Raw genomic sequence first — 13,847 nt, 5'->3', positions numbered from 1 at the left:
GGACTGCCCTTGAGGCGGCCAGCCCCTACGTGCGGCCCTTCCGGCTGCCGCACTACACCTCCGAGACCCTCAACTGGATTGAGAATTTCTGGAGCCACCTCAAGGTGGCCTACTTCAGCCGGATGCTGACCGAGGAGCGTGAAGCGTTCTATCCAGACGCTATCCGCCTCCTCCGAAGGTTGCGTCGCTCGGGAAGGATAGGTCCCTTGGCGCTCCGGACTACCCCCTGAACGGAATTACCTTCCCTGGCTTAGCGCTACGAGAATTATATCAGAATGCTCTGGACGCCTGTCGTTACCGCCGGGCCCGCCAGGAGTATCTCCGCCGTAAAGAAGGTGATGCAACCCAGTATGTGGGACTGATCACCTTCCGGCAGGGAGTTGAAGGTAACCGACCATTTATCGAGTGTACTGATAATGGTGTCGGAATGACCGAATACGACCTGGAAAGGGTCTTTGCGGTGGCAGGCAGGCGCTTCGTGCATACACCCGAGTACATCGAGGAGCGCGCCGCATGGAGCAAGTTGGGAATTGAGTTGTATCCGAACAGTCAATTCGGGATTGGGGTCCTGAGCTATTTCATGCTCGCTGATGAGTTGCAGGTCACGACCCGTCGCTTTCGACAGGATGGTAGGTTCGGGCAACTCCTTGATGCTCGGATTTCCAGCGCAAGCGGTCTCTTCCGGCTAACTGAGCAGGAGGGAACTGATTTGCCTGAGGGAGGCACACGCGTCCGCCTCTATCTTGGGGAAAGCCGTAATTCTTCGGCTCGAGAGATCCTTGGTGAACTCCTCTGTGTAGCCGAGTTCAGAACCGAGGTACATGACGGCAAGGGCCCTCCACTCATTTGGCAGGCTGGCATCCTGGGCACAGAGGCGGACTATCTGCTGGTAGACGACGGATATATATGGCTGAATGCAGATAAGCCAGAGGGTTCTGTTCTAGCCGACGGGATCGTGACGAGTGAAAGACATCCCCTAGTAACCGTCAATCTTCACGGTAAACACTATCCACACCTCAGCGTGGACCGCCGAGACATTATAGAAGGTTGGGAAATCGACTTACCCAGACAAGCCCTGGAATGGGGGATTGGCCGCATGGCCAAGTGGCAAGGCATGAGCATGCAGTTGCTTTGGGAAATGGAAGAACATTACCCCAAGACTACCTCGCAATTGTTTAGCATTTTAGTCGACTCACACGCAGCAATCCCTCCACGGCCTCACGTCAAAGCAAAGGTTGAGCCGGGTCACATAGGATGTTTCCTATGGGACGCACTTGTAGGCTTAGATTACTGGAAAGAACGCAACCCTGGGCCGCGAGCGCTGAACGCTGTCGAACGCTGGCGCATCGAACTCCTTGAAGAAGCAGGCCTGATTCAACCAAATAAACTCAAGCCGCTTGCAAGAAAAAGCGAACTCAAGCACCTACTAGCCCAGCCTGGGGATGCTCTACTGCTGTACAAACTACGAGTGAGCAGAGATCCATTTAGCGAACAAGTGGAAAAAGACCTCGGTTTTCTCGACGAAACAATTGAATTCACTACACTCTGCGAGGTAGCTTTTTCTTATGGATACGAGCTTAAATTTCTGCTTGATCACCTTGAGCACTACAAGCCTCTAGGAGTGCAGGCGTCGCCCACTCTGCTCAGTAATCATACCCGCCATTCATTAACAAATATTCAGGCGGAAGATTGGCAGATTTTAGCAACAAGCTTAAAACAACACGACAGACAGGGAAGATCAGTTCACGCCTGGGATGTGCTTAGAACGGCGAGCTTACTGAAACGCTCTATCCAAGAAGTCGCTCGTCGGCTCTCGGAACTGGCTCCAGTGGCCAACCTCCAACTTCAATTCAAGCCAGAAGCCTTGGAGAAGGTCCAGTTGAAGGAAGGAGATCTGCAACTCCTACCATCCCAACATGAGGAGAACGAATTTTGGTTGAACGGCACTGTGCTTGCCATGGATGTTCTCCAACTAGCACAAAGACTGGGACGCCTTCCTCATGAGGTAGCGCGTCGGCTCTCGGAACTGGCTCCGGCAGCAGAACTCCATCTTGCGTTCGCTCCTGAAGTGTTCGAGCAGGTTGAATTCCAAGCAGGAGATTTGCAACTCCTGTCATGGAATCTGAACGGGCGCGCACCATGGCTGGAGGGTATGGTGCATATGACGCACGTGCTCCGAGCAGCACAAACCCTGGAGCGGTTGCCACAGGACGTAGCGCGTCGACTGTTGGAGTTGGCCTCGCTAACAGGCTTACAACTTGATTTCAGGCCAGAGCTTCTGGCGGGATTGGAACTCAAGGAAGCGGATTGGCAATTGCTATCGAGGGACGTGGATGGAGTCGCACCATGGCTGGAGGGCACAGTGCATCTGCAAGATGTTCTCCGCGCAGCTAGCAAATTAAACCGCTCACATCAAGACGTGGTGCGTCGGCTCTCGGAGTTGGCTCCACTAGCAGGCTTCCAGATCGACTCCAAAGTCCAAGCCCTGGAAAAACTTGAGCTACAAGAAATAGACTTGAAATTGTTGTCGCGGGACCTGGATGGAAAGCCACCGTGGCTGCAAAGATCAGTGAGTCTTTGGCATGCAATCAGAGCATCCAGCTTACTGCGGCTCTCGCTCCAGAAGGCTGCACATCGGCTCTCGGAGTTGGCTTCACTCGCGAACCTGCAACTCGATTTCAAGCCCGAGAATTTGGGGCGCATAAAGCTCACACAAGGAGATGAGCAAATACTATCGCCCGGATCAGGCAAACATGCCTCATGGCGGGACGGCACAGTCTATATCTGGGATGTTCTTCGGAGAGCGAGCAATCTGAGGCGATCCCCCCAGGAAGTAGCCCGCCGATTCGCGGAACTGGCTCCTCTAGCAGGGCTACAACTCGGTTTTGCTCCAGATGCGTTCGTAAATTCAGCACTCCACGAAGTCGATCTACAGGATCTAGCTTCGCTGGCAGAGTTCTTTGCCCTGGCCCAACGAAACCATGATGATACAATGGCCAAGGCCCGATTTCGTCTATGGTGGTTGACTGATGAGCAGGTCGAGCAGCTTCTGATTTTGTTGATGCCCCTGTTCGCAACAAAGCTTGCTAGCGAGCCACTTCAGAATACCTGAACGTATGCTCCCAGAGGGGAGGGAGCTGAAGACAACCAAGAATTGCTCTTAGTGCGTGAAGACTGCACAACTGCCCGCGTGCATACCTGAGGCCGCCCCAGTTCCACTGAATCGGGGCAATCTTACAGAGCCATCTGCAGGGGAGTGCGCCGAGGCGGAAGGGCGGCGTGCGTCATGTTCTGCCGGGCCTATTATAGCCCTCCAAGCAATCATTGAGGTGAAGACCCGTGCCGAATGATGACTGGCGTCCGAAGCTGACCCGCATTGAAGATCCCATTGCTGACGACTTCTGGGAGTACCTCACTCCCCAGGGCCAGCGACGCATCTCGCGGCTCACCGTAGGCCGGCCCGTCCACTACCCGGAAGCGCGAGCCTGGTACTGCCCCATCCTGATCGAGGGCTCCAGCCCGCTGGTGGATACGGTGTTTGGCCAGGGTCCCGTGGATGCTCTGATGAACGCGATGGCCGTGGTCAGAACCTTCTTCGAGCAGAACTTCTCCGTCGTCCCGGGAGCCAAGCCGAAAGTAATCCGCCGGAAGAGGCCAGATACGGCACGTCGACGTGAAAAGAACACGGCCAAGGCCGCATCCCCCTTGGAGAAGTCGCGAAAGGTCAGTCGGAGCAAGCCCAGAAAAAAATAGCCACCTCCATATTCTTCCCTTAGGGGGTGTTGAGCCGAAGCGAGCAACCGAGACATCTCGAGCTCGAATGGCCCCGGCCGGCCCGGACAGGTGGCTCACTGTTCGGAAATGTCGGGGGGTTTGAGCCACAAAAGTCCCGACATTTCCGAACAGTCATGCACGCGGGTCAACTCCGGGTGCCGCGGCAGGCGGTTTCCATGGGGCAGGACGCCTGTCGCACTGCTCCCGCTCAACACCCTCTGAGAATGGGTCTGCCCCAGAGAACCGCTCAGCGCTTGCCCAGCGTCTGCGCCAGCTCCTCGTACAGGTAGATCGCCGCGCGGATGGCCTTCTCCCAGTCCCCCACGTGGAGGCTCTCGTTCTCCGAGTGCGCGTACGTGTACGGATCCTCCACGCCAATCAACAGCGCGGGCACCCCGCCCAGGGCCTTCGCGAACGGCTCGACGAACGGAATCGAGCCGCCGCACCCAATCGCCACGCCGTCCCGCCCGTAGCCCTTCTTCAGCGCTCGGAATGCCGCCTGGAACGCCGGGTGCGTCGAGTCCGTGTACCACCACCCCGAGGGCGCATCCTGCCGGATGTGCAGCTCCAGCCCCCACGGCGTCACCTTCTTCAGGTGCTCCACCAGCCGCCGCTGCACGTCCGCCGCGTCCAGGTCCGGCACCACGCGGATCCCCACCCGCGCCCAGGCCGCTTCACAGACAATATTGCGCGCGTCCTTCCGGCTGCTGGCCTGAATCGCGTTGATCGCGATCGACGGCTGCCGCCAGTTCATCTCCCACGGGTGCTTGCCCCCGCCCAGCATCTCCACCCCCGGCAGCAGCCCCACCTGCTGGCGGAAGTACGCGTTGTCTCCCGGCAGCGCCTGGATGCTCTGCTGCTCCGCCGCCGTCAGCGGCTTCACCTTGTCCATGATGCCCGGCACCGCGATGGACCCATCTGGGTTCGTCAGCGTCGCCAGCATCCGGCACAGCCCCATCACCGGATCCGGAATCGGCCCGCCCCACATCCCCGAGTGCACCGCCTGCTTCAGCGCCCGCACCTCGACTTCAATCGTCACCAGCCCGCGCAGCGCCGTGGTGATGGAGGGCAGCCCCACGTCGAAGTTGGACGTGTCCGTGAGCACAATCGCGTCCGCCTTCATCAGCTCCTTGTGCTTCTGCAGGAACGGCTCGAGGTGATCGCTGCCCACCTCCTCCTCGCCCTCGATGATCACCTTCACGTTGAGCGGCAGCGCCCCGCCGCCCTTCAGCCACGCGTCCACCGCGGAGGTGTGGACGACGATGCCCGCCTTGTCGTCCGCGGCCCCGCGCCCGTAGAGCCGCCCGTCTCGCAGCTCCGGCTCGAAGGGGTTGCTCTTCCACGCGCTCGTGTCCCCCGGCGGCTGCACGTCATGGTGCGCGTACAGCAGCAGCGTGGGCTTGCCCGGCGCCTTGAGGATCTCCCCGTACACGTACGGGTGCGCCCCCTCGATTTCGAGCAGCTGCACATTTTCAAAGCCACGGTCCTTGAGGAGCTTCGCGGTGGCTTCGGCACTCCTGCGCACCTGGGCCGGCTCAAAGCCCTGGAAGGAGACGCTGGGGATGCGCACCAGGGTCTTGAGATCCTCCAAGTAGGCGTTCTTCTGGGATTCGAAACGGGCGAGGGCTTGGTCGATGGGCATGGAACGTTCCATATCGCAAAGGCCCGGGGGCGCGCGCTCGGCGCGCTGGGCGAAGGCACGGTTTTCCTGGGTATCATGGGCCCATGTCCGACGCTCCGACTCTTCTCCTCGTGGATGATGACAATTTCGTGCGGCGCATCCTCAAAGACACTTTGGCGGAAACCGGCATCGAGCTGAGGCTGCTCGAGGCCTCGGATGGGGAGGAGGGCCTGGCCATCGCCGCGCGCGAGCAGCCGGCGCTGATGTTCCTGGACTTGTTCATGCCTCGGCGCAGCGGGCTGGAGGTGCTCGCGGCGATGAAGAAGACCTCGCCCCGCACGCGGGTGCTCGTCATCAGCAGCATGGACGCGGAGCCCGTGGTGGAGCAGGCCCTGGCCGCCGGCGCCGTGGGCTTCGTGGGCAAGCCGTTCCATCCGCTGGAGATCGCCTCGGCCGTCCGTCAGGCCCTCGCACAGTAGGAGAGCCGCTCCATATGGCGAACTACTGGATTGGCGATACCGCCGGGCGCGTGCTCGGCCCTTTGACGCTCCAGGCGCTCCGAGAGCTGATCGGCTCGGGGCGCCTGCGGGCCGTCAGCCGCGCCTCGCGGGATGGCAACACCTGGACGCCCATCCAGGAATTCGACGAGGTGAAGGATCTCCTCGGCGCCGCGAAGCCCTCGCCCGCCGCGGACAAGCAGCAGGCGGAGCAGCTCCGCGCCCGGATGCGGGAGCTGCAAGCGCTCAAGACGCCGAATGAAGTCTTCGGGGTGAAGCCGGGCACCAGCCTGGACGAGCTGCGCCTGGCGTTCTTCCGGATGGCCAAGCGCTTCTCGCCGGAGCACCTGGCTCCGGACGCCGCGCAGGAGCTGCGCCGGGCCTCGCAGGAGATGTTCGACTTCCTCTCGCAGAAGATGCGCGAGGCCGAGTCCCACCCCGTGGGCACTCCGGTGAGGGGCACCCCGGTGGTGGGCAGGAGCACTCCGGCGCCGGTGGCGGGGGTCCGGGCTGTTCCGCCCGGCTCCACGGCGCCCTTCCACCCGGCCGCGCCCATGGCGACGCCGGTGCGCAAGCAGGTGGCGGCGCCCACCTACTCCAGCGAGGAGTTCGTCGGCCTCACGCTGCGCCACCACAATGATCAGGTGCACGCGGACATCCAGGTGTCCGAGAAGAACGTGGGCATGTTCACCGACCACCGGCTGATCAACCTGAGCTCCGGCGGAATCTTCATCCAGACCCACCGTCCGCTGCGGCTGGGGACGAAGGTGAACCTGCGGCTGCACTTCGCGCAGCCAGCGCGCTCCATCGAGCTGAAGAGCGCCGTCATCTGGGAGCACGCGCTGGACGATGGGAGGCAGCCCCAGGGCTATGGGCTGGGACTGGCGGGCCTGCGGCCGGAGGAGAAGAACTTCCTCCTGGAGTTCATCCGCGTCCACGCGCCCAAGCCCGCTCCCTGAGCCGCTGGGGCTCCGGGCAGGGAGTGGGGCCTCCCGGCTTCCTGCCCGCGGACCTGCTCCTGAGTCTGCTTGCACACGGCTCCAGCGCGTTCCAGGATGAGCCCGTGCCTGACTCCTCCGAGTACCGGCCGCTCGAGGGTCTTCCCGTCCCTGTCGCCGTCCTGCGCGCTGAGCGAGTGGTGTACGCCAACCCGGCGCTGACGGCGCTGCTGGGCGCCACCACGGAGGAGCTGTCCCGGCTCTCCATGGCGGAGCTCCTCGCGCGCTTCACCCCCAAGGAGCGCACGTGGGTGGAGCCGCTCTACGAGTCGCGCGTCCGAGGCGAGCTGCCTCAGGGCTCGGCGCTCTGGCTGCACCTGCGAGGCGCGGACGGGCGGGAGCGGCTGTGCCACATCCAGACCACGGCCGGCTCCCTGCCGGACGAGAAGCTGGTGGTGGTGCTGGCCCTGGAGCAGGAGGACACCGTGCGCCGGCTCACCGAGGCGCTGGTGGCCACCGCGGTGAAGATGATGCACTGCCGGGAGGAGCAGGCCGTGCTCGAGCTGGCGGTGGAGGCCATCCACCAGCAGGGCTTCCACGTCTCGGTGCTGCGCCTGGATGGAGACGCCTTCATCCACGGCCCCCTGCGGCAGGATCCCGCGGCGCTCGCCTTAGGCGAGAAGCTCTACGGCGTCCCCATTGCCCAGGTGCGCTTTCCCCGCTCCAGCATGCCCCACATCGAGTCGGTGCTCACCGAGCGCAAGGCGGCCTACACCCAGGACATCCACCTCACGCTGGAGCGGCTGCACACCCCCGAGCTGGCCGCCTTCCTCAAGCAGGCGTTCCCCAACGCGCGCGCGCTGGATGCGCCCATCTTCATCGGCGGCACGCCCTACGGCATCCTCGCGGTGCAAGGCCAGACGCTCAGCCCCGCCAGCGCCAGCACGCTGGAGCTGTTCGCCGGCATGGTGGGCAGCGCGCTGGAGAACGTGCGCCACCACCACGAGGCCGCCAGCCGCCTGGCCGAGGTGTCCCGGCTGCAGGGAGATCTGGTGGAGCAGGAGCGGCTCACGGTGCTGGGCGAGGCCGCGGGCGTGGTGGCCCACGAGGTGCGCAACCCCCTGGGCGCCATCCTCAATGTGGCCACGGTGCTCAAGCGCGAGCCGCAGCTGAGCCCCATCGGCGCCACCGCCGTGGTCATGCTGGAGGAGGAGGTGACTCGGCTGGAGGATCTGGTCAGAGACTTGCTGGACGTGGTGCGCCCCTTCGAGCTGCGCCTCAAGCCGCTGCACCTGGGGGAGCTGGCCCGGTACTCGGTGGAGAGCGTGCACGCCGTCTCGGTGGCCACCGAGGCCCAGGTGGAGCTGGTGGAGGAGCCGGAGCTGCCGCTGATGCAGGGCGACGAGACGCTGCTGCAGCTGGCGCTGTCCAACCTGCTGCGCTACGCGCTGCGCTCCTCTCCCGTGGGAGGCAAGGTGCGGATGGCGCTCACGCGCGGGCCCAGCGGGCTGGCCGTGGTGGTGGAGGACCAGGGCGCGGGCCTGTCCGGCGTGGACTCGCAGCGGGTCTTCGAGCCCTTCTTCACCAGCCGGGCCACGGGGGCCGGGCTGGGGCTGGCCGTGGTGCGGCGCGTGGCGCTCGCGCACGGGGGCTCGGTGGACGTGAGGGACAGGCGCGGCGGCGGAGCGCGCTTCGAGCTCCGCCTGCCCCTGGCCCCCAAGGGCTGAGCGCGCGGCGGCCAGCTACACCCGGATGCCGAGCGAGCGCAGGCTGTTGAGGACGCCGTTGTCCTGGGACAGGCCGCTGTAGGCGCCCTGGTCGAGGGTGAAGCGCGACGGGCGGCCGATCAGATCCTCCTGGATGCGATCGCCCAGGCGATCCACGGTGTTCTCCTCCAGCTGAGAGTCGCCGTCCTGCGTGGTGGCCGCGTGGCCCAGCTCGTGCGCCAGCGTCTGGATGAGATCCGGGCTGTTGGGGTCGGCGAGCTCGATGCGGGTGTTGCCGCCGCCGTAGTACGTCTCGCCCTGGGTGCCGGCGCCGCCATCCGGGTTGAGGCCGGGGTTGACGGAGATGGAGGACAGGCCGTTGGCCTTGGCCGCGGCGATCAGCTTCGCGCCATCCGGGTGGGTGGCGATCTGCTCCAGGGCCTGGCGCACGCGCGGATCCGAGACCTGGATGCCCGAGAGCAGCTCCCCGCTGTTCGCCGCGGAGGGAGTGGCGCGGGCAGGAGCGTTGGAGCCGTCCAGCGAGGGCAGCCCGCGCGGGGCCGCTCGCGAGGAGCCACCAGGCGAGAAGCTGTCCCCACCCGAGCGCGGCGAGGAGCCGGCGACGCGAGGAGCGGACGAGCCGCCCGAGTCCGAGCCCAGGGAGGTGACGTTGCCGCCGCTCAGCTTCTGCACCAGCTGCTCGAGGAGCTGCTCCAGCGAGGACAGCACCTGCTCCAGCGACTGCGCCTGCTTCGGATCCAGCGACGAAAGCGCGTTGGACTTCGCGTCTCCCTTGGGGGCTTGAACACTCTGGGCCAGCGACTGAAGCGGGTTCGAGGTGAAGCTTCGGGAAACGGGCGACAGCATGGGGGGCAGCTCCTCTCCGACCACCTTGTCGGAAGTGATGGGGGTTGCACCTACATTCTCGTCCCGTGTGCGCAAGAGTTGCGTGGCGCTCTTGAGTTTCGAGAGTGGGGGAGGATTCTCGCTGGAAGTTCGGGGGCTTACGGGGACAGCGGCGCGGACAGCAGCAGCCGGCACCGCAGGCCCCCGTTGAGAACCTTCAGGCTTTTTGCGTCCCGCAGGCCCAGCTCGCGGATCAGCCCAGCCTCGTCGGGGACGAGCAGCGCCGCGCGCCACCCGGGGAAAGAGCGCCGCAGGGTGGCTCCCAGGGCGCGGTACAGCTCCGGCAGCTCACCGCTCTCCCCCACGCGCTTGCCATAGGGGGGGTTGGCCACCACCAGCCCCGGTCCCGCCCCAGGCGCTTGGAGCGTCTTCACGTCCCGGCGCTCCAGCGCCAGCGTCAACCCGGCTCGCCGGGCGTTGCGCCTCGCCGTGCCGAGCGCCCCCGCGTTGATGTCGAAGCCGTGCAGCGCCGAGCGGGGCGCCGGCAGCAGCTCCGCCCGAGCCCGCGCCTGCCGCTGGGCCCACGCGGCGGGCTCGAAGCGGGGGAACTGCTCGAAGGCGAAGGGGCGCTCCAGGCCGGGAGCGCGGCGCAGGGACATCCACGCGCCCTCGATGAGGAACGTGCCCGAGCCGCACATCGGATCCACCAGCGGCTCCACCCCGTCGTAGCCCGCGAGCAGCAGGATCCCCGCCGCGAGCGTCTCGCGCAGAGGGGCCCGGCCGATCTCCTGCCGGTAGCCCCGCCGGTGGAGCGGCTCGCCGCTGGTGTCCGCGCTGACGGTGCACTCGGGGCCGTCCAGGCGGACCAGGAGCGTGAGGCCCTCGCTCCCCTCCTCGTCCAGCGCCCCCGCGTGTCCAACGCTGGAGAGCCCCCAGGCCCGCGCCGCGGCCGAAGGCACCGCGTTCGCGGGCACCCGCGAGCCATGCGCCGTCACGGACAGCTTGGGCGTGTCCTTCCCATTCCACACCCGAGCCAGGTCCAGCTCCGCGAGCCCACGAGTCAGCGCTGCCACGTTCGAAGCCTGGAAGCGGCCCAGGCGCAGCAGCACCCGGCTGGCGGTGCGCAGGCGGAGGTTGAGCTCCTGGTGGAGGCCGACCACGCCCCCCAGCTCCACGCCACCCTCCACGCGCCGGGGCAAGAGGCCCAGCGCCGCCGCCTCCGCCTCCAAAGCGGGCTCCAGGCCTGGAGGGGCCACGGCGAAGACCTGCTCTGGGGGTGGGAAGCTGGTCACGGGCGGGCCATTGTGGGCGCTGGGGCGCCAGCCGCAATCCCTATCGGCGAAGCCCCCTCATTTGCGTTAAGGGGAGAGCCCATGAGCCCCGCCGAAGCCCCCGCCGTCACCGTGCGCAAGAAGCCCCTGGACTACGAGGTCACCGTCACCGACGTGCGGATGGAGACGCACGACACGGCCACGCTGTACCTGGACTTCGGGGGGGCGCCGGTGGAGTACAAGGCCGGCCAGTTCATCAACATCGATCCGCACCAGTTCCCGGCCCTGCGCACGCTCGCCGCGTTCCTGCAGGAGCAGAAGGGCCGGCGCGAGCTGTTCCGCTCCTACTCGATGTCCTCCGCGCCGCACGAGCCGCAGGTGGCCATCACGGTGAAGGACGAGGAGTACACCCCCGGCATCACCAAGTACCCGGCGCTGCTGGCGCCCTACCTCATCCACGGGCGGCTCAAGGGGGCGCGCATCAAGGTGCAGGGCTTCATGGGCCCCTACACGCTGCCGGACGACGTCCAGGAGCGCACCGACCACATCGTCCACATCGTGGCGGGCTCGGGCGCGGTGCCCAACTTCGCCATCCTCAAGGACGCGCTGCACCGAGGGCTGAAGCTGCGCCACACCGTGCTCTGCTCGAACAAGACGGCGGCGGACATGCTGTTCGGCGCGGAGCTGGACAAGCTGGAGGCGGCCCACCCGGACACGGTCCGCGTGCTTCACACGCTCACCCGGGAGACGGACGAGTCGCGGTTCGGCCCCAAGGTCCGCAAGGGCCGCATCAGCCAGGCCCTGCTCGAGGAGCTCATCCCGGACCGGCAGACGTGCCTTGTCTACGCGTGCGGCCCGGCCATTACCGCGTGGGACCGGCGCAAGGCCATGGAGACGCGCACCCCGGCCACGCCCCGGTTCATCGAGGCGGTGCTGGGCCACCTCCACACGCTGGGCGTGGAGGACAAGCGCATCAAGCGGGAGACGTACGGGTAGCGGAGGCGGGCTGCACGCCCAGCATCCGCGTCAGCTTCGGCTGCACGCCAAAGGAGGCCAGCAGGGCCTCCAGCTTGGCCCGGGCCGGGCGGTTCTCCTTGTGCACGCGCCGCCCGAGGATGAGCTCGTTCTTCAGCGAGTGCTCCCACCCGGTCAGCTCCGTCACCGTCACCTGGTAGCCGAAGGCCTCCAGCGCCATAGCTCGGATGACGTTGGTGAGGTGCGAGCCGAACTCGCGCCGGTGCCACGGGTGCTGGAAGAGCATGCCCAGCGAGGTGTCCACCTCCGGGCGCTTGCCCTTGAGCTGGGCGGCCACCTCGGCCTGGCAGCACGGCACCACGGCCACGTGGTCCGCGCCGTGCTGGATGGCGGCGGCCAGCGCATCATCCGTCGCCGTGTCACAGGCGTGCAGCGCGGTGAGCAGGTGGATGCGCTCGGGCCAGGTGGCCTGCTCCAGGTGCGCCGTCTGGAACTGCATGCGCGTGAAGCCCAGGCGCTGGGCCCGCTCCTTCGCGCGCTCGGTCAGCTCCGGGCGGCCCTCGATGGAGAGCAGCGTCCCGGCCTCCGCGTCCTTGAGGAACAGCTCATAGAGGATGAAGCCCAGGTACGCGTTGCCGCTGCCCGCATCCACCACCACGGGCGAGGGGTGGCGCGCCAGGAGGTCCTCCATGGCGGGCTTGAGCAGGCCCACCAGGTGGTTGACCTGCTTGAGCTTGCGCAAGGCATCCGCGTTGAGGTGCCCCTCGCGCGTGAGCAGGTGCAGCTCGCGCAGGAGCGCCGGGGACTGGTCCGGCAGCAGCTCGCGCCGGACCTGCGGGGCCTTGACGTTGCGCCTCAGACGGACACCACCTCGGTCACCTCGGGGATGAGCTCCCGCAGGCGGCCTTCAATCCCCATCTTCAGCGTGGCCGTGGACGACGGGCACCCGGCGCACGAGCCCTGCATGTGCAGGTAGACGATGCCGTCCTCCACGCGGTCCAGGGTGATGTCCCCACCGTCCTGGGCCACCGCGGGGCGGATCTCCGCATCGAGGATGTCCCGGATGCGCTGCTCCACCGAGCCGCCGCCGCCCGTGCCCGCCGCCGCCGCGCGGGAGGCCGCCACCGCCTCCTCGTCCACCACGGGCTCGTTGGCGCCCAGGTGCGAGTCCAGCGCGGCCATCACCGCGTCATTGAGCTCGTCCCACTCGCCCTCGTCGCCCTTGGTGACGGTGACGAAGTTGAGCCCCACCATCACCGCCGTCACGCCCTTGACGTCCATCAGCTTCTTGGCCAGGGGGGACTTCTTCTCCGCCTCCTCCCGGTTGGTGAAGTTCACCGCACCGCTGGAGATCAGACGACGGTCCACCACGTACTTCAGGGTGCTGGGGTTGGGGGTCCACTCGAGCTGGATGTTCACCGACATTCAGAAATCTCCTGTGCTGCTTTCCTCTAAGGCGCCGGCGGCCCCATAGCAACACGGAGCCCTGGGAGGCAACCGAGCCGTCCCCGGCCGCCCCTCTTCCCCTCTGTGTGGGTCCAGTGGGCTACATCCTATCGGACAGGATGTAGTGCCTGACGCGCGGATCGGTGTATGACACTGCGTCCCAAGGACTTCCACGCTATGGAGACGAAGTTTCCGACCCGCCCCCCCATCGAGCCCCGAGCGCTGCCGCGCATTCCGGTCAGCGTCATGGAGGGCCTCTTCGTTCGCGGCCTCAAGGCCGAGGGCAAGCTGGCGGAGCGTCTCCTGTCCTACGGCTACGACATCAAGAAGCCCGAGGTGAGCTACTCGGTGCTCACCTACCAGCGCTGCGTCAACGCCGCCCGCCAGGAGATCTTCACCCACCTGAGCGACGAGGAGGCGTACCGGCTGCTGGGCCGCAAGCTGGTGGACGGCTTCCTGGAGACGCTGGTGGGCAAGGTGGTGGCGGTGGCCATGCCCATGATTGGCCCGGCCCGCGTGGTGGAGCGCCTGCCGCGCTACTGCGCGATGATGGGCCGCGGGGAGATGGAGGTGCGCATCATGCCGGCGGGCGAGACGGCGCGGCGCATCTACTTCGGCGACATCTACAACCGCCCGGAGTTCCTGGCGGGGGCGCTCGAGGTCGGCCTGGAGCGCGCGCACGTCAAACCCATCGTCTCGGTGGAAGAGCGGACCACGGAAGGCTACCGGCTCTTCCTCCGCTGGTAGCCGCTGCCCGGTCCGCTCCCTGGCGA

General features: G+C 65.9%; 12 protein-coding genes and 1 pseudogene. 8 read left to right on the top strand and 5 right to left on the bottom strand.

Annotated features, from left to right (window positions below; translation table 11 throughout):
- The 3 genes and pseudogenes from ACJ8AT_RS29390 to ACJ8AT_RS29380 form a co-directional block, all read left to right on the top strand.
- Positions 1–230: pseudogene (locus tag ACJ8AT_RS29390) on the top strand (hypothetical protein); the annotation flags it as partial.
- 122 nt (positions 231–352) lie between these two features.
- Positions 353–3,112 carry a hypothetical protein gene (locus ACJ8AT_RS29385; RefSeq protein WP_407741234.1) on the top strand — a complete coding sequence of 920 codons (2,760 nt, stop codon included), beginning with the start codon at positions 353–355 and terminating at the stop codon, positions 3,110–3,112.
- 227 nt (positions 3,113–3,339) lie between these two features.
- Positions 3,340–3,753: a hypothetical protein gene (locus tag ACJ8AT_RS29380; protein WP_407741233.1), complete on the top strand. Its 414-nt coding sequence runs from the start codon at positions 3,340–3,342 to the stop codon at positions 3,751–3,753.
- A gap of 268 nt (positions 3,754–4,021) precedes the next feature.
- On the opposite strand, the gene ACJ8AT_RS29375 is transcribed toward ACJ8AT_RS29380, so the two are convergent.
- Complete coding sequence (locus ACJ8AT_RS29375) at positions 4,022–5,416, bottom strand: M20/M25/M40 family metallo-hydrolase (RefSeq protein WP_407741231.1); 1,395 nt, start codon at positions 5,414–5,416, stop codon at positions 4,022–4,024.
- Between the two features lie 83 nt (positions 5,417–5,499).
- Here ACJ8AT_RS29375 and ACJ8AT_RS29370 point away from each other — a divergent pair, with 83 nt between their 5' ends.
- The 3 genes from ACJ8AT_RS29370 to ACJ8AT_RS29360 all read left to right on the top strand — a co-directional run bounded on the left by ACJ8AT_RS29370 (position 5,500) and on the right by ACJ8AT_RS29360 (position 8,557).
- Complete coding sequence (locus ACJ8AT_RS29370; protein ID WP_407741229.1) at positions 5,500–5,874, top strand: response regulator transcription factor; 375 nt, start codon at positions 5,500–5,502, stop codon at positions 5,872–5,874.
- A gap of 14 nt (positions 5,875–5,888) precedes the next feature.
- Positions 5,889–6,851, top strand: coding sequence for a TIGR02266 family protein (locus tag ACJ8AT_RS29365; protein ID WP_407741228.1), 963 nt, complete (start codon positions 5,889–5,891; stop codon positions 6,849–6,851).
- 104 nt (positions 6,852–6,955) lie between these two features.
- Positions 6,956–8,557, top strand: coding sequence for an ATP-binding protein (locus tag ACJ8AT_RS29360; protein ID WP_407741226.1), 1,602 nt, complete (start codon positions 6,956–6,958; stop codon positions 8,555–8,557).
- A 15-nt stretch (positions 8,558–8,572) separates the two neighbouring features.
- On the opposite strand, the gene ACJ8AT_RS29355 is transcribed toward ACJ8AT_RS29360, so the two are convergent.
- On the bottom strand, positions 8,573–9,403 hold the full coding sequence (locus ACJ8AT_RS29355) for a hypothetical protein (RefSeq protein ID WP_407741225.1): 831 nt from the start codon (positions 9,401–9,403) through the stop codon (positions 8,573–8,575).
- Between the two features lie 137 nt (positions 9,404–9,540).
- Positions 9,541–10,674, bottom strand: coding sequence for a class I SAM-dependent RNA methyltransferase (locus ACJ8AT_RS29350; RefSeq protein ID WP_407741223.1), 1,134 nt, complete (start codon positions 10,672–10,674; stop codon positions 9,541–9,543).
- Between the two features lie 81 nt (positions 10,675–10,755).
- Between ACJ8AT_RS29350 and ACJ8AT_RS29345 the strand changes: the two genes are divergently transcribed.
- Entirely contained in the window at positions 10,756–11,649 is an 894-nt protein-coding gene (locus ACJ8AT_RS29345; RefSeq protein WP_407741222.1) for an oxidoreductase, read from the top strand.
- On the opposite strand, the gene ACJ8AT_RS29340 is transcribed toward ACJ8AT_RS29345, so the two are convergent.
- Positions 11,627–12,370: a class I SAM-dependent methyltransferase gene (locus tag ACJ8AT_RS29340; protein ID WP_407741221.1), complete on the bottom strand. Its 744-nt coding sequence runs from the start codon at positions 12,368–12,370 to the stop codon at positions 11,627–11,629. The two genes, ACJ8AT_RS29345 and ACJ8AT_RS29340, sit on opposite strands and share 23 nt — an antisense overlap.
- A gap of 113 nt (positions 12,371–12,483) precedes the next feature.
- Entirely contained in the window at positions 12,484–13,053 is a 570-nt protein-coding gene (locus tag ACJ8AT_RS29335) for a NifU family protein (protein ID WP_407741219.1), read from the bottom strand.
- Positions 13,054–13,221: 168 nt separating this feature from the next.
- On the opposite strand from ACJ8AT_RS29335, the gene ACJ8AT_RS29330 reads away from it, so the two are divergent.
- Positions 13,222–13,821 carry a DUF2378 family protein gene (locus ACJ8AT_RS29330; RefSeq protein WP_407741218.1) on the top strand — a complete coding sequence of 200 codons (600 nt, stop codon included), beginning with the start codon at positions 13,222–13,224 and terminating at the stop codon, positions 13,819–13,821.
- Positions 13,822–13,847 lie beyond the last annotated feature (26 nt).

The organism is Hyalangium sp. (genome assembly GCF_045802625.1).
Taxonomy (GTDB): Bacteria; Myxococcota; Myxococcia; order Myxococcales; family Myxococcaceae; genus Hyalangium.
Note: the sequence above shows the minus strand (reverse complement) of the source record. Positions and strands in the feature narration are given on the sequence as shown.

Coding starts and splice junctions, on each gene's coding strand:
- ACJ8AT_RS29375 (WP_407741231.1), bottom strand. CDS start 5,416: ATGCCCATCGACCAAGCCCTCGCCCGTTTCGAATCCCAGAAGAACGCC.
- ACJ8AT_RS29370 (WP_407741229.1), top strand. CDS start 5,500: ATGTCCGACGCTCCGACTCTTCTCCTCGTGGATGATGACAATTTCGTG.
- ACJ8AT_RS29365 (WP_407741228.1), top strand. CDS start 5,889: ATGGCGAACTACTGGATTGGCGATACCGCCGGGCGCGTGCTCGGCCCT.
- ACJ8AT_RS29355 (WP_407741225.1), bottom strand. CDS start 9,403: ATGCTGTCGCCCGTTTCCCGAAGCTTCACCTCGAACCCGCTTCAGTCG.
- ACJ8AT_RS29345 (WP_407741222.1), top strand. CDS start 10,756: ATGAGCCCCGCCGAAGCCCCCGCCGTCACCGTGCGCAAGAAGCCCCTG.
- ACJ8AT_RS29335 (WP_407741219.1), bottom strand. CDS start 13,053: ATGTCGGTGAACATCCAGCTCGAGTGGACCCCCAACCCCAGCACCCTG.
- ACJ8AT_RS29330 (WP_407741218.1), top strand. CDS start 13,222: ATGACACTGCGTCCCAAGGACTTCCACGCTATGGAGACGAAGTTTCCG.